Below are 18,117 nucleotides of genomic sequence, written 5' to 3' on the forward strand. Positions count from 1 at the left end.
AAAAAATATGATAATTGAAGATGCAGAACTCCGAGATGTATTTAAAATTGCTAGTGAAGAACACTTGCAGAAACTAGACGATGGATTGCTGTACTTGGAACAACACCCGGGGGATTCAGCTAAGCTAGAAGAATTGCTGCGGGAAACCCATTCTCTTAAAGGCGATGCGGGGATGCTGGCTGTTAAAAATGTCGCCTCTTTAGCTCATCAAATAGAGCATATTTTGGGAGGTGTCAAGCGGGGAGAGACTCAACTAAATCCAGAGATTAGCGATCGACTTTCGCAAGGTTTAGACGCCATGCGCAAACTCGTTGACGAAGCCGTAACGGGTAAAGACTCTGGTGTCAATACATTTTACGTCCTCGCTAGCATGATGGGTGCTTCTAACAAGCCTCAGCCCGCCACCTCCACCTCCACAGTAGAGCCAAAATCCTCAGAACAAATACCAGAAGCAGCATTAATAACAACGCAAGTTAGTGATTCAGAAACTGAGCCACTACAAATAAATAATGAATCTTATTCGGCCACTAACTTAGATAATAATTACTCTGTTTCAACCCTGCAATCCGAGCAAGAATTGCTGCTGCAATCTCAAAAGTCATCTGTGGCTAGTGGATTAGTTGCAACACCAACTTCCCCGACAAATGTTAGCGCTGCTTCTAGCTCATCTTACCGCATCGAAACTATTCGCGTTGCTACCCAAAATTTAGACGATTTAATGACTCAAGCTGGGGAATTAACTGTCACCAAAACTCGGCTGCTCCACCGATTTAATGATATAGAAAAACTTACTAATTTGTGGGAAGATTGGAGCAGAGAAGCTTTTATGAGTCGGTTAGTTTTTCAGCAGATAGCATCTGAAAAAAACGGCCTTCAAGAAAATGCCTCGATCGTGCAGTTACAGAGTTATTACCAGCGTAACGAAGCAAGTTTAGAACGTCTGGGAATTATAGTAAATCGATTGAAAAATAGAGTTGATGAAGATACAACCAGACTCGAATTAATTGCCGATGAATTAGAGTCTGGAATTCGCACTCTCAGATTGCTGCCTTTGTCTACTATTTTTAATCTATTTCCCCGAGCAGTTAAAGACTTGGCTAAGCGGGAAGGTAAAGAGGTTGAATTAGTCATCGAAGGTGGAGATACTAGAGCTGATAAACGCATTTTAGAAGAAATGAAAGATCCTTTAATGCACATGATTCGCAATGCCATAGACCATGGGATAGAGACGCCCGCCGAACGCGAAAATATTGGCAAAAATCGTGCAGCTACTCTCCGAATTAAAGGCTACCATACTGCTAGCAATATTGTTATTGAAATTTCTGATGATGGTCGGGGTCTAAATCTCGATCGCATTAAGCAAACTGCTATAAAACGTAACATCTGTACGCGTGAAGAACTTGCAATTATGACAGAAAGCCAAATACAATTGCTGATTTTTGCTCCTGGTTTTTCTACCCGAACATTTGTGACTGAAATCTCGGGGCGCGGGGTGGGTCTAGATGTAGTTAGAACGAATGTTGAAGCCCTCAAAGGTAGCATTCAAGTTGAATCTTTTCCGGGAAAAGGATGCACTTTTCGTCTACAGATTGGCACGTCATTAGCTACTGCTAACGTATTGATTGTGGCGGTTGAAGGTATTGCGTACGCGCTGCCGATTGAGTTTATTGAAACGGCCAAGTTTATCGCGACTTCAGAAATATTTTCTTTAGAATCTAAGGAAACTATAATTTATGATAGCCAACCACTGTCAGTAGCTTATTTGGCAGATTTACTTGATGTGAACAATAGAGAATTCCTGCAAAATAATCGCGTTGATAGACAAGATAGCTGGATGAAATTTAACAGAAAAATAAAGGGAGAATCTCTGACATCAGACGATCCGAAAATGTCTTGTATTGTTTTGAAAGTTGGGGAGGAAAGATTGGGATTATTTATAGATGCTTTGATTGACGAACAGGATGTGGTAATTAAACCTCAAAGTCAATTGCTCAAACGGGTGCGAAACGTTTCAGGTGCAACGATTTTGGGGACGGGGGAAGTTTGTATGGTGCTCAATCCTCACGATTTGCTCAAGTCTGTACGCCAGCAAGTTTTGTCCCGCGGGACGGCGGGTGCCCGATCGCCCATTGAGACTGTCAGCCGCAAACAAGTTATACTTTTAGCTGAAGATTCGATCGCTACCCGCACTCAAGAAAAGCGCATCCTCGAAGGTGCAGGGTATGAAGTGGTGACAGCAGTAGACGGATTGGATGCTTTCAATAAATTAAAAACTCGCTATTTTGATGCTCTGATTTCTGACGTACAAATGCCTAATTTGGACGGTTTGGGACTGACTGTTAAAATTCGTCAGCAAAAAGAATATAGTGAGTTACCGATAATTTTGGTGACATCTTTGGCGTCGGATGAAGATCGAAAAAGAGGCGCTGATGCTGGGGCTAATGCTTATATTCCTAAAGGTACGTTTAATCAAGATGTGTTAATCGAAACCTTGAAAAGGTTAGTTTAATTGGGGAAAGAGTAGGATAATTGTCAAAATGAATTAGGCTCAATTCCTGAGTCTGAATTGCCACATCAATTAGTCATGCCGAAAAAAATCTCAAATCTAAAATCTCAAATAATATGATGTTATCGCCGATTAAAGTTTTGTTAGTAGAAGATTCTCCAGTAGCTACGATCGTTCTCAAGCGCATTTTGGATAGTTCGCCAGAAATTCAAGTTGTGGGAACGGCTTGTAACGGCTTAGAAGCCCTAGAATTGATCCCAAAAATTCAGCCGGAAGTCATCTGTACAGATTTGAATATGGCACAAATGAACGGGTTAGAATTCACTCAGGAAGTGATGAAGAGATACCCGCTACCTATTTTAATAATTAGTGCTTCTGTGCAAGCAAAGGATACTCAAAATGTCTTTGAACTGATGAAAGCAGGTGCATTAGATGTTTTCCCCAAACCAATTGGCGGGTTGGCGTCTGACTACGATCGCCTCGCGAATGAATTAATTGCTAAAGTCAAAATTTTGTCGGGAATTAAAGTATTTACGCGGCATCAAAGGCTGGGATTAATCGAAACAGGCGATCGCCACCCCAGGCAAAATCTTCCTCAATTACCAATTCAACATTACCAATTATCTAACAAAAATTTTAGTTCTCAAACTATTAAGTTATTGGCTGTGGGGGCCTCTACGGGTGGGCCGCAAGCGCTGCACTCGATTATTTCGCAGTTTCCGGCTAATTTACCAGTGCCTGTAATTTGCATCCAGCACATCAGTGAAGGATTTTTGCAGGGATTGGTTGACTGGTTGGGTTTTGAATCTAAACTGCCGATCAAAATAGCGCGTTATGGCGAATTTCCACAAGCTGGTATTGTTTATTTCCCGCCGGAAAAACGTCATTTAGAATTGGATGCTCAAGGGAGATTTATTTATTCGGAAGCTGATGCTGTCGAGGGACATTGCCCCTCTGTAACGGTAACATTTAAGTCAGTTGCTAATTTTCACGGTCGCGGGGCGGCGGGAGTGTTACTAACGGGAATGGGTCGAGATGGTGCTGAGGGTATGTTGGCGATCGCCCGAGTTGGCGGCTTGACAATTGCTGAAAATGAAGCGAGTTGTGTTGTTTTCGGAATGCCCAAAGAGGCGATCGCCCTAGGTGCGGCCCAGCACATTTTGCCCGTGTCCGCGATCGCTCCTCTGCTGTTGGCGAAGTTAAAAGTTTAGGATTTAAATAAAATATAGCAGTTTGCACGACTGCATCTGCTTGGGAAATTAGCAACTGTTAAAATATGGTTTTAGCCGCGGATTATATCACTTTTGGTGCTGGCAGCACACCCTACATATAAAAAACTGTTTCTTTGATGTAGGGCGGGTAACTTTTATGATTTTAGATTGATAAACTTACCAATTACTTCGCGCAACTTCTCAGCATCAAATGGCTTAGTCAAATACTCGGTTGCTCCCGCCAAACGCCCCTGTACCTTATCAAAAGCTCCATCTCTGGCTGTCAGCATGACGATCGGCAAATTCTGAAATTGAGGCAAGCTGCGCACCGTCCGGCACAGTTCCAATCCATCAATCCCAGGCATCGAAACATCCAGCAACAAAACCGAAATTTGTTCGTGATAAATCGTTGACAAGGCATCCACTGCATTGTCTGTTACTAGAACTCGAAATTCTTTGCTTAAAGCTTGTTTGACAAGTCCTTGCATCACAACGCTATCATCAACTGCCAAAATAGTTGGTACTTGACTGCTAATTGCACACATATGATTCTCCCGGTTTATTTATAGTTCTTGAAAATAGCAAACATAATTCCCGCCGTCAGTCGATTTTAGATTGAATAATTTTAGATTTCCTGGGCAGATGAATCTGGAAGCTTGAAATTTATCTCTAAAATTAGGATCTAAACTCTCATGAGTGTCGGGGGCTTGCATCCGTTTTTGGGTGGGTCATTTTTTGATAGTTGCCTCTGCCAAATAACTGCCAACCTTGTGAGAGCGTTAGTAAAAACCCCAACCCTGTTTAGAAGCCCTCAAACTCGAAAATAGGGATTGCCAGAGGGGGCGATCGGCGATTATAAGAGTTGCCAAATGTGCATCCGATCCCAGAAACCCTCGACGCTGGAGTTTGAACAACTATTGTTACAAAGTTTAACATTTGCGGAATCTTTTGTACTTGATTTTTGCACTGTAGTTGAGCTGCCTGCCGCACAGCCCGGTAAACCGCACTGGTATTGTGGCACAAACCAATTATTTTAATCTACCAGCAAGCCTGCTTACCCACGATTAGATAAGTCTGTTAAAATACACTTAAAGTTTTAATGAAATTCAATGTAAGCTATCCGCTATTTATTTGGGAACGGTGGTTCGTCCCAACTGAGGCAATACGGTTCACCCCGCCGGAGGTATTCAAAATCATAGTCAAGTCGAAGTATAATTTCTACAGTATTAGATTTGTGGTGCTCTAACTTCCATAACTCAAAAGTTTTCATCTCAGTCAAGAGGTAGGTCGGAGTTGGGCAGAAGCAGCCTCGGCGAAACTTGCGCCCACCTTACTCTCCCAGCACAAAATTCATAGCTCGTTTTTCCAGCGTCAGTATTGAGAATGGCGGTTGCCAGCAACTAGATGAGCAGTTATAGATGATGAAAGCACCCTTGTCTTTTGGTAAAACAGTCTTCGATCTCGATCGCATCGACTTGTATCAACTTTTGGGATCGGCTCCGGAGGCCTGCTTTGACGATTTGGTGGGCTTGGCTGCTCAAATGGCCAGAACTCCGATCGCTTTTTTGAGCTTGATTGATGCTAACGGCCACTGGTTGAAGTCGCTCTTGGGTATCGATCGAACTTTTGCCCACCGTTACCTAAATTTTTGCGATCGTGCCAGCGACCCAACTGCCGCAGATATCCCGATCGGCTCTAACTCTGTCTCTGAATTTGACCGCGTAAATTCCCTGCAAAAACCTGCGGTCGATCCTGCTGGAGCAGCCGCGCTACCTGCAAATTGCTGCCAGGAACCGCCCGCTGCCGTCATTGTCCCAGACGCTTCCACAGATGTGCGATTTATCGAGCATCCGCTCACTGTTTCCTTTCCCTTCGTGAAATTTTATGCTGGTATCCCAGTCGTTGCCTCAAACGGACAGATGCTGGGAGTGCTCTGTGTCATGGACTCGGTACCAAAAGACTTGACAAAAGAAACGATTGACGGTATGCAAACTTTGACGCGGCAAATTGCGAATTTGGTGGAGCTGCGCTGGCAATTAGTCAAAGCCCAGAAAGAGGCAGCAGAGTTAGAAAATATCACCTCCGACGAGCAGCAAATCTCGGAATTAGCTCGCTCAAACCAAGAGTTTTTGTGGGCAGTACAGACCCCAGAGAGCAGGACGAGAATATTTCTCACACAAAAGCTCGCGATGCTGGGGGAAACAGGCAAATCTCCTGATTTGACCGAAACTTCAGCGTGCATGGGGCGCAATACCAAACAAATCCCCGAAAGATCGCCCGCTTGCCAACCAACGGCAGACTGGCTACAGGAGCGATCGCGCTTGGGAACCCTGCAAGCAAAAATTGGTGCAGCCCTCGGAGAAGGCGGGACAATACCGGTCACGCTCCGCCGCTGCACGGAGGCAATGGTAGACGATATAGACGCCTCTGGGGCGAGTATCTGGACGTTTAACCCGCAGACAGAACGTCTAGAATTGCAGGCAACTTCAGGACTCAGCAGCCAAGAGTGGGAAACAGAAATAGAAGATTGGGTAGGAGCCAAAGCAGGAAAAATCCCCGCAGCTCCTGTGTTCCTGCTTTCGCTCCCGTCCCTTTGGGCGATGGCCTATCCGCTGATTGTGGAGGAGCGGCTGGTGGGAGTGATGGCTCTGTGCAGCACCCAAGCCCTAGCCGTCGGAGCTCTAGAAGTTCTGGGATGGATGGCTAACGCCCTCGCCGTAGCGATCGATCGCGTCAAGGCCCGAGAAGAATTGTTGAGCCGCCGCGAAGGCTTGCTATTTAGCCTCGCCAGCCAGATGCGAAATTCCCTCGACCTCGACAAAATTTTAGATACGGCTGTGAACGAGATTCGCAGCTTGTTGCAGGTTGACCAGTGTTACTTTTTGTGGTACTCAGTCTCGCGGCAGGGACAGCCTAGCTTTGCGATGACCCACGAGGCGGCAAATCCCGAACTCAACGATCGGCTCACAGAATATCCGATCGACCAAGTAACCCTGCTAGCCGATAAAATTTGCCACCGCCAAACCCTCAGGATCGGCGACGCTAAAACCGCACCCTGCATCGAACCCCCCACCCGAGATTTTTTGACTGGTGTCGGGATTGTTTCTAAGCTGCTGCTGCCGCTCAAAACTCGCTCGGGTCAAATGGGGGCGGTAGTTTGCAACCATTACAGCACCAGCCGTTCCTGGGCCGCGAGCGAAGTGGAATTGTTGCAAGCGGTGGTGGACCAACTGGCGATCGCGATCGACCAAGCCGAACTTTACGCCCAAACCCGAGCAGCCGCCTTAGCCGCTCAAACTCAAGCCCGCCAACTCACCGAAACTTTGCAGAGTTTGCAGCAGAAAGAAGCTCAACTCATCCAAAACGAAAAAATGTCCTCTCTCGGTCAAATGGTCGCCGGCGTTGCCCACGAAATCAACAATCCCGTTAATTTTATTTACGGCAACTTGACTTATTGCGAGCAGTACGTCAAAGATTTGCTGGATTTGCTGCGCTTGTATCAAAAGCACTACCCGGAGCCGGGGGAGGAAATTCTCGACAAAAGCGAAGAAATCGATATTGATTTTGTCGTGCCCGATTTGCTGAAAATTCTGTCTTCGATGGAGATGGGAGCCGAACGCATCAGGCAAATTGTCCTGTCTCTGCGAAACTTCGCGCGGCACGACGAAGCCGAGATGAAGCCAGTTGACATTCACGAAGGGATAGACAGTACGCTGCTGATTTTGCAGAGTCGTTTAAAGTCCAACGGCCTGATACCGGGAATTGAGATAATTAAAGACTACGGCGCTTTGCCTAAGGTAGAGTGCTATCCCGGACAGCTAAACCAAGTTTTTATGAATATTTTGGGGAATGCGATCGACTCTTTGGAACCTCAGCCCGCACCCAAGACGATCGCCATCTCGACGGCGGTGGTGCCCTGTGACTCCCAGCCAAGCGAGTCAGGAAAGTCGATCGGTCAACTTGCCGTGATTCGGATTCGCGACAACGGGCCGGGATTGGCCCAAAAAGCAAAATTGCGCTTGTTTGACCCTTTCTTTACCACTAAGCCAGTTGGTAAGGGTACCGGACTCGGCTTGTCTATCAGCTACCAAATTGTGGTGGAAAAACACGGCGGCAGTTTGAAATGTATCTCGGAACCAGGACAGGGAGCGGAGTTCAGGATCGAGATCCCCCTGTGCCGCCCCGTGGGCCTCAAGGAATAAACCCGCAGGCGATCGGTTGGAAAAATATTTTTTAAGTTTTATTGTCAAAATGCTTGACAGATTCCGGTGTTTGAATGTTAAGATGATGAAGGTTAAGACGTTGGGGCGTCGCCAAGTGGTAAGGCAGCTGGTTTTGGTCCAGCCATTCAGAGGTTCGAATCCTTTCGCCCCAGTTAAAGTATTTTTGGGATTGTTGATGAAAGAGGACTCTTCGTCCTGACTCATTGGTTTGTAGTCAGGACTTGAGTCCTTCTTCATCTGAGAACTAGAGTCCGAAGGAACGACCAAATTTTATTGTGGTTGTTCGATCGCCCGTGCGATCGCTGTCAACTGCCCGGGCCGCGAGCGTTGAGCCGATCGAACACGTATCGCGAAATCGCCGGAAAAGCTGTTTCGTCCTTGGCATAAGCCGAATGGTCGGCAAAAACGACTAAGATATAAATCGCGCGATCGTCTAAAGTTCTGACAAAAGCAGCTTCGGTACGGGAACGAGAAGTATAGCCAACTTTGGAACCAAAATAAATATTAGTTGGTAAAGATTCGCCGAGAAATCCCTGTATCGAGTTACTAGGGTCATTTTTCCAAGCCTTAGGCTCTAAATCTCTCGTCAGCAAGTAAGCCATTTTGCGGCTGGCGATACTCGAAACTGCTTGCCTTGTATATATTTCATACATTAATCTTCCGGCTTGGTCGGTAGTTACTTGATTGCGAATCGGCTGAGAAGGATTGCCCCGCAATTGCAAATCGCGACCGATTGGCTGTTCTTGCCTTAAATAGTATATGGGATAATTTTTGGTAGTTATACTAATGTTGTTGTAGCCTGCTGACTGGAAAAATGTGTTAATTTGATTGCGTTTTTTTAGCCATGTTTGCAATTCTTCTCCTGCAAGCTTTCCCCCGGATTCTGTAGCTGTGATTTTGTCTAAAATTCTGCTTGCCGCATCGTTGTTGGAGATGCGAATCATTTGTTCTAGATCGTTTTTAAACCGATATTCTCTTTCGGTAATTATGCCTTTTTCAATGGCTGAGTAAAAGGCAGTCATCCAAAATAACTTGGCAACGCTAGCGGGAAATCTCAGAGTTTGATTTTGATATCCGGCAAAGGTGTGGTTTTGGGAATTGCTGACATCAATTAAACTAATTGAGAGCGATTCTGCGGGCAATCCTTTGGTGGTGGCAATCTTGACAGCTTCATCAACAATCCCTTGTAATTCTTGAGAGTAAACAGGATTGGGAGGTGTTTTGATGTTGTAGCTGAATGTAGGATCGCTTTGAACATCGACTATATTTTCCGATGTTTGAATTGTCGGCGGCGAGAGGGCCTCTTGAGGCAATATCGCTGGCGGTTCTGGGGGGCGGCGAGTTCTGAAGGGCATGGCGATCAGCCAACAGAACGCGATCGCCCCGGCAATTAAACACAAAATGTTACGGTATTTGAGCCGAGAAAATTTCGTCCTGACTCGGCGACGAGATGGGACTGGGCCCTGGGTGTTTTGCCGTCGCGGGTGGACTGGGCGCTGTTGATTTTGCCGTCGGGGTTGAATTAGATTTTTTGCATAAATCTGCGATCGATCGCTCAAGTGCAGATACAAAGCAGATGAACGCAGGCGATCGCAGATAATTTTAAGAATTGAGAGCGACTTTTGCCAGATATCTATTGCACGTAGGGTCTGGATAGGGCGACGAGATGGGACCCGACGCTGGCTTTGGCGTCGGGGCTGAACAGGGCGTTGGGTTCCAATGGGGCGGCGTCGGCGGTCTACTTGCATTACAGTGTTGTGGTATCAAACTCGCACGATCAGTTTATAATAGGGCGGCGTCTAAATGACAAGGGTGTCGATCGAGTCCGCTGTTAGCAATTTTATCGGTCTGCTAGGGTGATTGAGACTTCTAAGTAATTGTAAAATTTTCAGGATAGCACTCAGTTGAAGCAAAGTCCTTTAAAACACATGAGAAATTTTTGGAGTCTGGCAGTTTTTGGATTGGCGGTGGCCAGCACGAATAATTATTTGATACCTCATGTTTGGGCTTTTCAGTCCCCGCCAGCCAGAGAAGTTACCTCCAGACAAACAGAAAGACGCGGCCCCGATGCAGCGACTCAGTTGACGGGAGAAAGCGAAAATCCCGAAGCAACAAAAAAACAAACAGTTTTCAGTTTGCCGAGTCTGTTTTGGGATTTCAACAATTTAACAGAAATTTCCTCTTCCCAATTGCTGGAGGTGCTGGCGGGACGACCGGACTCAAGTAGTACCGAGAGGATTACTGAGACAGAAATTGCTGCCATACCCGAAGACGTAGCACGTTTTGAAAAAGTTGTCCAGTATGCAAAACAACAAAATTTGCCCGATCGCCCGATCGGAGAAATCGTCCAGGCGATCGCCGATAATTTCCTAGGAAAACCCTACACCGAGGGTTTGCTGGACAAATCCGGCGAAGAAAAGTTAATCGTCACATTGAATCAATTTGATTGCGTTTTGTTTGTCGAGACAGTCGTGGCGATCGCCAGAGGCGTAGCAGTCAAAGATTACGAATATCAAAATTTTGTAAATCGCTTAGAATCACAGCGGTATTTAAACGGTAAACTCAACGGTTATTGCAGCAGATTGCACTATTTTTCGGAATGGATTAACGACAATCAAAAACGCGAAACTGTAGAAAACATCACCGTTCAATTGGGCGGAATCCCGATGAACAAACAACTAAACTTCATGAGCCAGCACCGCAGCAGTTACCCGCAAATGATCGAAGACGAAGCGACTTATCAGTGCATAGTCGGCGTCGAAGCAGAATTAGCCAAAACAACTGTTAATTACATCCCCACCGCTCAGATAAAAAGTATTTATTCCCAGTTAAAACCAGGGGATATTGTGGCGGTAGCCACGGATGTCAAAGGATTGGATGTCACCCACACGGGTTTGGTGTACAGGAATGCAGACGGGAATCTGGGTTTGATTCATGCCTCGCCGGCTGGGGCTGTGACAGTTGCTTACGACTTACACAGATATATTAGCAGAGTGGAAAGTGCGATCGGCATTGTAGTAGCCAGAGCGAAAACACCTAATTAAATTGGTTCGATCGTTCTGACTAAGAGTCCGAATTCATAAAGGACGCTCAGTCGGAACGATCCAACCCAATCGAGGTTTGACAAAGGGGCAAATTATCTAATTTTTTGTTTCAGCCAAACCACCAAAACCCACCCCAAAGTACATCCTAAAAAATAACCAATAAAATCCTCCCAAGAAAAACCGCTCCCGAGGAACAAACGCCCAAATAATGTAGCGCGAATCGCTTGCAAAAAAGCAGGCCGCCACAGTTGGCTAAATTCAACTATGCAGTTGAAAATGAAAACTCCCAATGCAGTTTTACTCGGATCGATTTGGGGAAATATGAAGCTAATTAGCAAAATCAAGAAAATTTGGTAAAGGAAATCTCCAAAATAATCGTTAAAAAACTCTCGTCCCGGGCCAGAATAGAATTCGCTGCTTAAACCGATGATTAAAACGGGGATGATGGTCAGCAGAAGTGCAACTCGATAGTTAAAAAAGGGATGTGCGCGATTGAAAAGTGATATTTTTTTCATTGAAAATCATTGGAAGCTTAGTTTCACTTGTCTCTAATTAGTATTGCTCAAAAAAGTGTTTTTTTAAATTTATAAATTTAGCGAGTAGGCGGCGAGCATAAATATTGCACTCCGCACGATATTGATTGCATATATTTTAAACAATTTCAGCCATTATTCAGCAATGCTAATTTAATACGAAGCTATCTAGAATAGGGCTTCAAGAATAAAATTGTCAGATGACAACGAACAAATTTGAACCCGGAGTGATTTTTTGAATAATTTGTTTCAAGCACTTTTGTAGTTTCCCGAGTAGCAAACCTCTAACTGTAACCACTCTTCGCTGCTGCGACAGCAGTGTTTGTCGGAACCATCCGAAACTAAAAATCGGCATCAAGTGCAGATTTTATCTAAAAGTTTTTGTGCTATTTGAATGTGGCGGTGGCTTGATTGTTGGGTGTGGCTGCGATTTCCGGCGCTACTGAATATAATTTTGTTGAGTTTTTAAGCAGGTTGTGGTTTCGGTATTTTCAGAATATTTTAGTTTAAATTAATCGGGTTTGTGTTCGGACAATACATAGATTTTTTGCACAAATCGGATGATTTTCCCCGCTCCGAGGTAGGGGAAGGACGGGGAAAATCATCTATGTGCCGATCGACTATTGGTCAATTATCCACGCGCGAATCAGTTCGTTTATTTGTTCTGGTACTTCGTCGTGGGGACAGTGACCGGCTTTGATAAAGTGTTCGGTTAACTGCGGATAGTGTTGGCGAAATTTGGCGCTTCTGTCTGTAGAATTCATCCACGGGTCGCCTTCTCCCCACAACATTAGCAGCGGACAGGTTAATTGACTCAGCAATACGTCGATTTTTTCGCCTTGGGGCGTCCGGAATACGGAGGCGAATACTTTGGGCGCACCGGGATCGCAGGATGGTTGGTAAATTTCTTCTACTAATTGGTCTGTGATGGCGCTTTGGTCGAGATAAACTTTTTCTAGGGTTTTCCGAATTGTCGATCGCTGGCGTACGTATTGGAACAGCATCCAACTTGCCCAATCTTGCTGAAATAAGGTTTTAGCTACAGCAGATATGGCTTTTTGCATCGGCGGGGCTTCGGGTGCGGGCTGCGGTTCGCTGAAGGGGCCGGCGCTGTTTATTAAGATCAGTCCGGCTGCTGATTCGGGGCACCCTGCTGCGACACACAAGGCGGCGTAGCCTCCGAGGGAGTTGCCGGCTAGTACGGCGGGCCGGCCGATGATGGTGGTGATGAAGTCGTGGAGTTGGTCGCGCCAGAGGTCGCCGCTGTATTGGATTTCGGGTTTTGCCGATCGCCCGAATCCGATTAGGTCGATCGCCCACACTTCAAAGTCTTTGCTCAGCCCGCTGATATTTTTGCGCCAGTGGTCTGTGGATGCTCCAAAACCGTGAATTAACAGCAGGGGAGGGCGTTCGGGATGCCGATCGCTCGACCGCACATAGTAAACTGAATGGCCCCGCCATTGCCAGTAGGTGCCTGGAATGGGGGCTGCGGTGATGGCTGGGGTGGTTTGCATAATGTAAAGAAATAAGTATTTACTTTAACTATTGTATCGCGACGTTCAGATTTATAAAGTTTTGACAACGAGCTGGGGTTCTCCCAGCAAGGGATACGTCAATTTGTCCGAGTTGCGCGAGGGCGGGCGAGATCCATGAGAGTAAATAAGTTTTGTAACAAATATTGATTTGGTAAAGGCCGCAGCAGTGGGATCTCGGTGTGCTATCGGTATATGGGAAATATATTGGGTATTGGCGGCAATACACCTAGGTATGATAAGTGCGATCTCGATCGGCAAGTAGGAATTGTGGGGCGATCGGCGAGCCTGATGGGGGGCGATCGGCGAGCCGGATGGGGGGAGGTCAAGGGATCGACTTTTTCATAGATATTTAGGAGAGTTTCAAGGTGGGGATCGTTTGCTAGTGAACTGTTGACGGCTGATGGATGCAGGGAACAGCTTGGCTGTGGTGGCAAAAGCCGACATCAAAAATCCGACTTCAGGTAGAAGTTCTAAGTAAAATTACTGGTAGTGGCCAGCTTCGGTTTCTGAGAATCTCAGAATATTTGGCGATCGGCTTTGCTTTTCTTAACGGCTTTGATACTCTAAGATAGAAGTAGAGCAGCGCAGCTCAATTAATTAGCATTTTGAATATTAGGGAGCCAACTATGCAGGGTGTGAATTTTATCCACCTGAGAGTTAGGGAGTTTTCTGAGTGATTGCTATTTCACCCCGTCCGGTCGTCGGACGCAATTGGATTACGATTAGCTTCGCTTCTACCCTATACCTTTGTCCTATTTTGGATCTGCTCCTAGCAGAGGTTCCGGCTCACTGGCAAGCGGAATTACGGTTGGGGCTTCAAGAAGCTTTGGTAAATGCCGCTAAGCATGGAAACAAGTTAGACCCCGGTAAAACTGTTGGAGTCCGTTTTTCGATCGTTCAAAACGAATATTGGTGGGTGATATCGGATGAAGGTTGTGGCTTTAAGGCCCCTTGCGGCTGTGACCTTTATCTCGATAATTGCGAGAGTGATGTTGCAGATAATTCTGCACTACCGGATGTTGAACAAGAATGTGGTAGGGGGGTGTTTATTCTTTACCAAATATTCGATCGGGTAGAGTGGAATTCTCAAGGTACAGAGTTACGACTGTGCAAAGAACTTCCTAGTCGCTACCGACTGCCTCGCTTGCGCTAAAACTGATATTTGGCAAGATTATTCACATAAGCTAGAAGTGCAAATTTTTTAGTTCCCGGGCTGAATCTGGGATTTAAAATTTTGATATTCTGGCTATTGATAGTTGATGATAATCCAAAATGTGAGTTTTGAGTCAGAAAAGTATAAATCTTTTTTAGCTCGCAATCGCGCTGCTCGATCGAGCGGCGCGATTGTCTAAGTTTTGAGCCACAGATCCAATATTTCACTCAAGACTCAAAATTATTTGCCGTGAGTCGGGCACGGAGGTGCAGAGATCGATCGATCTAACCATCCTGCTGCTTGATTTAAGCGCGGTAGGGCTTCTTCGGGCTGATTTTTGAGCAAAAAAACCAAAGCGGCCGCGGCTTGCTCTCCGGCGCGTGCGGAACGGTTGGTTTTCAGGCGGTGCCAATCTCTTTCGGAAATGGCGAGGCGGGCTGCTAGGGCTTGAGCCAGTTCTACTGTGCTGAGATCGTTGAGGTTGACAGTTTGGGTTGTTTGTGTAGTTTCAAGCATATTTGGCAATTATACGGATTTGGCTGCTGTTTCTGAATTGAAAAAATAATATACTGCACATAATAACAACTAAATAGTGAATCGGTTTTTTTAAAGTATTGTCAGGTTTGCAGATCGAAATGCCTCAACAGCCGTCAGAGTTAAATCGGGAAGAGTCAGAAAATGAGTTTGTACAGGCGATCGCATCTGTGGAGCGATCGCTCGCAGCAGTCAAAGAGCGTTACACTCAGATTCAGTGCGATCGCCAGCGCCAAGCCGAGCTCGGCAACCTGCGCGAAGATGTCCGCCAATCTGTGCGCCAAAATCCATTACCGCAACTCAAGAAAGAATTGCGAGAAATTGAGCAAGAATTGGAAACGATCGAGTTGAATCTCGAAAGCAGCCTGTTTTCTTGGGGAAGCATAAAACAACCTTTTTGGCAAGCAGTTCGCTTTGGGGGACTCGGCATTTTGCTGGGTTGGATGTTGAAATCCTATGTCGGTTGAATTATGTGATGATTTTTGATTTTTTTTAACCGCAGAGGGCGCAGAGGGCGCAGAGGAAGAGAAACAAGAGAATTGTGGTGCAAAATATTAAATAAACAGGAGTGGATATAATGACTAATCAACGAATTGCAGCAATTTTGCGCGGTGGGGAACCTGACGAAACTGTAACGGTTCAAGGCTGGGTGCGGACTAAACGCGAATTAAAAGAATTTGCCTTTGTCGAAGTCAACGACGGTTCGGCGATGGCTAACTTGCAAGTAGTGATCAATAATACGGATTTGCCAGACTTTGAAAAAATCATCAAACAAATCAATACAGGTGCATCTGTAGAAGTTTCAGGAGTGCTGGTAGCATCACCAGCGAAAGGACAGCGAATTGAGTTGAAAGCTTCACAAGTAAAAGTTTACGGCGAAGCAGACCCGCAAACTTATCCGTTGCAAAAAAAGCGCCATTCCTTAGAATTTTTGCGAACAATCGCGCATTTGCGGCCGCGCACTAACACCCACGGTGCAGTTTTTAGAGTCCGCAATGCTTGTTCGGCGGCGGTACACCAATTTTTTCAAGAACGCGGTTTTTTGTGGGTTCACACTCCGATTCTGGCTGCTAGCGACTGCGAAGGTGCGGGGGAAATGTTCGCCGTTACTAACTTCGATTTAAAGAATGTGCCCCGCACTGATTCGCAAGAAGTTGATTATGCGAAAGACTTTTTTGGAAAGCGCGCCTATTTAACAGTTAGCGGGCAGTTGGAAGCCGAAGTTATGGCGATGGCTTTCGGCAATGTTTACACTTTCGGCCCGACTTTTCGAGCGGAAAATTCCAATACTTCGCGGCATTTGGCTGAGTTTTGGATGATTGAACCGGAGATGGCTTTCTGCGATTTGCAGGGAGATATGGATTTAGCTGAAGCGTTTTTAAAGTACATTTTTAACTTTGTTTTAGAGCATTGTCCGGAGGATATGGAGTTTTTCAACGAGCGGATTGATAAAACTGTTTTGGCGAATGCTGAAAATATTATTAACAATCAGTTTGAGCGGATCACTTACACGGAGGCGATCGCACTTTTGGAAAAAGCCGACAAAAAATTTGATTTTCCCGTCAGTTGGGGCTTGGATTTGCAGTCGGAACACGAGCGCTATTTAGCTGAGGACTTGTTTAAAAAGCCGACCATTGTCAGCGATTATCCGGTCGGGATTAAAGCATTTTATATGCGTTTAAATGATGACGAGAAAACCGTCCGAGCCATGGATGTTTTGGCTCCGAATATTGGGGAAATTATCGGCGGTTCCCAGCGGGAAGAACGGCTGGATGTGTTGGAGCGGCGCATGGAAGCTCAGGGTATGAATAAGGAGGAATTGTGGTGGTATTTGGATTTGCGCCGCTACGGTACTGTCCCTCACGCTGGTTTTGGTTTGGGATTTGAACGGTTGGTGCAGTTTATGACAGGAATGGGAAATATTCGGGATGTGATTCCGTTTCCGAGAGCACCTTTGACTATTGATTTTTAGATAGGACGTACGGTTGAAACCGCGCCTACAAAAACAAAGTCCGCCTCCGCGGTGTAAAGATAATAACATAATCTTCACAGCGCGTTCTTTAACCCCTCGCTCGCTCGGGTTTGGTCTGTATAGACGCGGTTTCAACCGCGAGCGTCTTCTTTTCCCATCTCAAATCTAAAATCTCAAATGGTATAGGCTAATGGTACTTCAAATTTCGTCGAGTTCCAAAGCACCAACTGTCACCTGGGAAGCCCTACCAGCCGACTTTGTATTACCGGACGATCCCGTGGAAAATATTCAACAACCACCTCTTGCGGCTGCTCTCACCGATGCTCTGGGGGCCGCTGGACGCATTGGACTCGCCCTTATCGGTTCCAATTTTGGACTGGTAGCGACTATCAATCAGAAAACTGTAGTTAAAGCACCCGATTGGTTTTACGTGCCGCAAGTGCATCGAGTCGCAGAGGGTACGATTCGCCGCAGCTACACGCCGAATCTGGAGGGTGCGCCGATATCGGTGGTGATGGAGTTTTTGTCTAATGAAGATTACGGCGAATTGTCTGTGCGATCGACTCCTCCCTACGGTAAGCTCTACTTCTACGAGCAGATTTTGCAAGTTCCTACCTATGTTACCTACGACCCCTACGATCCCAACTTGGAAGTGCGGTATCTGCAAAATGGGAGTTATGTAACCCAGACTGCTGATGCTGACGGACGGGTGGGGATTCCAGAGTTGGATTTGCGGCTGGGGATTTGGCGGGGGGAACGTTTGGGACAAACTATGAATTGGCTGCGCTGGTGGGATGAAGCTGGAAATTTGCTGCTGTGGAGTTCGGAACAAGCAGAACAGGAATGTCAGCGGGCCGAACAGGAATGTCAGCGGGCCGAACAGGAACGCCAGCGGGCGGACGTATTGGCTGCAAAGTTGCGCGAGTTGGGTGTCGATCCCGATCGGCTGGGATGAAAGGCCAGGATGTTGTGGGCGTGATACTTTACTGTTTTTTCGGTGCTCGTCCTTGACGGTGACAACACTTTAAAATGCAATCCTTGCTCCTCATTTTGTGAAAACTAAAGCTGGTCTGAAAACAAAGGAATCCATACAATAGCCAGGAAAAATTGTAAATTCGACTTGACTCTCACCACACATCTGATGGAGTTTATGCTTGTTACGATCGAACTGGGTATTTTTTTCCTCTATCCATAATCTTCCAGGAGGAGTAGCCTTGCTAAGTAGCCGTAGGGTGGGTCGCGATCGCAGATTCACAAACAACAGCGACAATCTCAAAGATGGGCACCCTACCAAATACAGTTCACCGTAGGGTGTGGATACATCCAAAATCCACAAATAAAATCGACCGCACAATAGATCTCTTGCAAAAGTCGAAATGTATATGTAGGGGCGTAGCATTTGGGCG

General features: G+C 46.1%; 14 protein-coding genes, 1 tRNA gene and 2 pseudogenes. 12 read left to right on the top strand and 5 right to left on the bottom strand.

The features are described from left to right. Positions 1 to 7 precede the first annotated feature (7 nt). Both QT974_RS03610 and cheB read left to right on the top strand, forming a co-directional pair. Complete coding sequence (locus QT974_RS03610; protein ID WP_333467155.1) at positions 8 to 2,509, top strand: hybrid sensor histidine kinase/response regulator; 2,502 nt, start codon at positions 8 to 10, stop codon at positions 2,507 to 2,509. A gap of 116 nt (positions 2,510 to 2,625) precedes the next feature. Next, positions 2,626 to 3,717, top strand: coding sequence for a chemotaxis-specific protein-glutamate methyltransferase CheB (gene cheB / locus QT974_RS03615; protein ID WP_333467170.1), 1,092 nt, complete (start codon positions 2,626 to 2,628; stop codon positions 3,715 to 3,717). Between the two features lie 155 nt (positions 3,718 to 3,872). Here cheB and QT974_RS03620 read toward each other — a convergent pair whose 3' ends face one another. Then, positions 3,873 to 4,262, bottom strand: a complete 390-nt coding sequence (locus QT974_RS03620) for a response regulator (RefSeq protein ID WP_333467156.1) — start codon at positions 4,260 to 4,262, stop codon at positions 3,873 to 3,875. A gap of 876 nt (positions 4,263 to 5,138) precedes the next feature. On the opposite strand from QT974_RS03620, the pseudogene QT974_RS34710 reads away from it, so the two are divergent. The 3 genes and pseudogenes from QT974_RS34710 to QT974_RS03630 form a co-directional block, all read left to right on the top strand. After that, positions 5,139 to 5,720: pseudogene (locus QT974_RS34710) on the top strand (GAF domain-containing protein); the annotation flags it as partial. A 249-nt stretch (positions 5,721 to 5,969) separates the two neighbouring features. Next, positions 5,970 to 7,919, top strand: a pseudogene (locus QT974_RS03625) (ATP-binding protein); the annotation flags it as partial. Positions 7,920 to 8,020: 101 nt separating this feature from the next. Continuing rightward, a tRNA-Gln gene (locus QT974_RS03630) sits at positions 8,021 to 8,092 on the top strand. Between the two features lie 153 nt (positions 8,093 to 8,245). On the opposite strand, the gene QT974_RS03635 is transcribed toward QT974_RS03630, so the two are convergent. Beyond that, positions 8,246 to 9,688: a serine hydrolase gene (locus QT974_RS03635; RefSeq protein WP_333467158.1), complete on the bottom strand. Its 1,443-nt coding sequence runs from the start codon at positions 9,686 to 9,688 to the stop codon at positions 8,246 to 8,248. A gap of 180 nt (positions 9,689 to 9,868) precedes the next feature. Between QT974_RS03635 and QT974_RS03640 the strand changes: the two genes are divergently transcribed. After that, positions 9,869 to 10,984, top strand: a complete 1,116-nt coding sequence (locus tag QT974_RS03640) for an N-acetylmuramoyl-L-alanine amidase-like domain-containing protein (protein ID WP_333467159.1) — start codon at positions 9,869 to 9,871, stop codon at positions 10,982 to 10,984. 92 nt (positions 10,985 to 11,076) lie between these two features. On the opposite strand, the gene QT974_RS03645 is transcribed toward QT974_RS03640, so the two are convergent. Both QT974_RS03645 and QT974_RS03650 read right to left on the bottom strand, forming a co-directional pair. Continuing rightward, entirely contained in the window at positions 11,077 to 11,499 is a 423-nt protein-coding gene (locus QT974_RS03645) for a ribosomal maturation YjgA family protein (protein ID WP_333467160.1), read from the bottom strand. A gap of 638 nt (positions 11,500 to 12,137) precedes the next feature. Beyond that, on the bottom strand, positions 12,138 to 13,031 hold the full coding sequence (locus QT974_RS03650) for an alpha/beta fold hydrolase (RefSeq protein WP_333467161.1): 894 nt from the start codon (positions 13,029 to 13,031) through the stop codon (positions 12,138 to 12,140). 213 nt (positions 13,032 to 13,244) lie between these two features. On the opposite strand from QT974_RS03650, the gene QT974_RS03655 reads away from it, so the two are divergent. The 3 genes from QT974_RS03655 (at position 13,245) to QT974_RS03665 (ending at position 14,205) form a co-directional block, all read left to right on the top strand. After that, positions 13,245 to 13,397 carry a hypothetical protein gene (locus QT974_RS03655; RefSeq protein WP_333467162.1) on the top strand — a complete coding sequence of 51 codons (153 nt, stop codon included), beginning with the start codon at positions 13,245 to 13,247 and terminating at the stop codon, positions 13,395 to 13,397. A 59-nt stretch (positions 13,398 to 13,456) separates the two neighbouring features. Next, the gene (locus tag QT974_RS03660; RefSeq protein ID WP_333467163.1) at positions 13,457 to 13,624 is read left to right on the top strand and encodes a hypothetical protein; all 168 of its coding nucleotides are present in this window, start codon (positions 13,457 to 13,459) and stop codon (positions 13,622 to 13,624) included. A gap of 101 nt (positions 13,625 to 13,725) precedes the next feature. Continuing rightward, positions 13,726 to 14,205 (top strand): ATP-binding protein, encoded by a 480-nt coding sequence (locus QT974_RS03665; RefSeq protein WP_333467164.1) that lies wholly within the window; start codon positions 13,726 to 13,728, stop codon positions 14,203 to 14,205. A gap of 240 nt (positions 14,206 to 14,445) precedes the next feature. Here QT974_RS03665 and QT974_RS03670 read toward each other — a convergent pair whose 3' ends face one another. Beyond that, complete coding sequence (locus tag QT974_RS03670) at positions 14,446 to 14,721, bottom strand: DUF6439 family protein (protein WP_333467165.1); 276 nt, start codon at positions 14,719 to 14,721, stop codon at positions 14,446 to 14,448. A 119-nt stretch (positions 14,722 to 14,840) separates the two neighbouring features. On the opposite strand from QT974_RS03670, the gene QT974_RS03675 reads away from it, so the two are divergent. The 3 genes from QT974_RS03675 to QT974_RS03685 all read left to right on the top strand — a co-directional run bounded on the left by QT974_RS03675 (position 14,841) and on the right by QT974_RS03685 (position 17,666). Beyond that, entirely contained in the window at positions 14,841 to 15,206 is a 366-nt protein-coding gene (locus tag QT974_RS03675) for a DUF2203 domain-containing protein (RefSeq protein WP_333467166.1), read from the top strand. A 110-nt stretch (positions 15,207 to 15,316) separates the two neighbouring features. Continuing rightward, positions 15,317 to 16,711 carry an asparagine--tRNA ligase gene (gene asnS, locus QT974_RS03680; RefSeq protein ID WP_333467167.1) on the top strand — a complete coding sequence of 465 codons (1,395 nt, stop codon included), beginning with the start codon at positions 15,317 to 15,319 and terminating at the stop codon, positions 16,709 to 16,711. Positions 16,712 to 16,901: 190 nt separating this feature from the next. Next, a complete protein-coding gene (locus QT974_RS03685; protein WP_333467168.1) occupies positions 16,902 to 17,666 on the top strand; it encodes a Uma2 family endonuclease in 765 nt (254 codons plus the stop codon). Positions 17,667 to 18,117: the final 451 nt, after the last annotated feature.

Origin of the sequence: Microcoleus sp. BM001215392 (assembly GCF_036700185.1) — a bacterium.
Classification (GTDB): Bacteria; Cyanobacteriota; Cyanobacteriia; order Cyanobacteriales; family Microcoleaceae; genus Microcoleus.

Excerpts from the sequence above, each read along its gene's own strand:
- QT974_RS03635 (WP_333467158.1), bottom strand. The coding sequence starts at position 9,688 with ATGCAAGTAGACCGCCGACGCCGCCCCATTGGAACCCAACGCCCTGTT.
- asnS (WP_333467167.1), top strand. The coding sequence starts at position 15,317 with ATGACTAATCAACGAATTGCAGCAATTTTGCGCGGTGGGGAACCTGAC.
- QT974_RS03610 (WP_333467155.1), top strand. The coding sequence starts at position 8 with ATGATAATTGAAGATGCAGAACTCCGAGATGTATTTAAAATTGCTAGT.
- QT974_RS03655 (WP_333467162.1), top strand. The coding sequence starts at position 13,245 with ATGGGAAATATATTGGGTATTGGCGGCAATACACCTAGGTATGATAAG.
- QT974_RS03650 (WP_333467161.1), bottom strand. The coding sequence starts at position 13,031 with ATGCAAACCACCCCAGCCATCACCGCAGCCCCCATTCCAGGCACCTAC.
- QT974_RS03645 (WP_333467160.1), bottom strand. The coding sequence starts at position 11,499 with ATGAAAAAAATATCACTTTTCAATCGCGCACATCCCTTTTTTAACTAT.
- QT974_RS03660 (WP_333467163.1), top strand. The coding sequence starts at position 13,457 with ATGCAGGGAACAGCTTGGCTGTGGTGGCAAAAGCCGACATCAAAAATC.
- cheB (WP_333467170.1), top strand. The coding sequence starts at position 2,626 with ATGTTATCGCCGATTAAAGTTTTGTTAGTAGAAGATTCTCCAGTAGCT.
- QT974_RS03640 (WP_333467159.1), top strand. The coding sequence starts at position 9,869 with ATGAGAAATTTTTGGAGTCTGGCAGTTTTTGGATTGGCGGTGGCCAGC.
- QT974_RS03620 (WP_333467156.1), bottom strand. The coding sequence starts at position 4,262 with ATGTGTGCAATTAGCAGTCAAGTACCAACTATTTTGGCAGTTGATGAT.
- QT974_RS03675 (WP_333467166.1), top strand. The coding sequence starts at position 14,841 with ATGCCTCAACAGCCGTCAGAGTTAAATCGGGAAGAGTCAGAAAATGAG.
- QT974_RS03670 (WP_333467165.1), bottom strand. The coding sequence starts at position 14,721 with ATGCTTGAAACTACACAAACAACCCAAACTGTCAACCTCAACGATCTC.
- QT974_RS03685 (WP_333467168.1), top strand. The coding sequence starts at position 16,902 with ATGGTACTTCAAATTTCGTCGAGTTCCAAAGCACCAACTGTCACCTGG.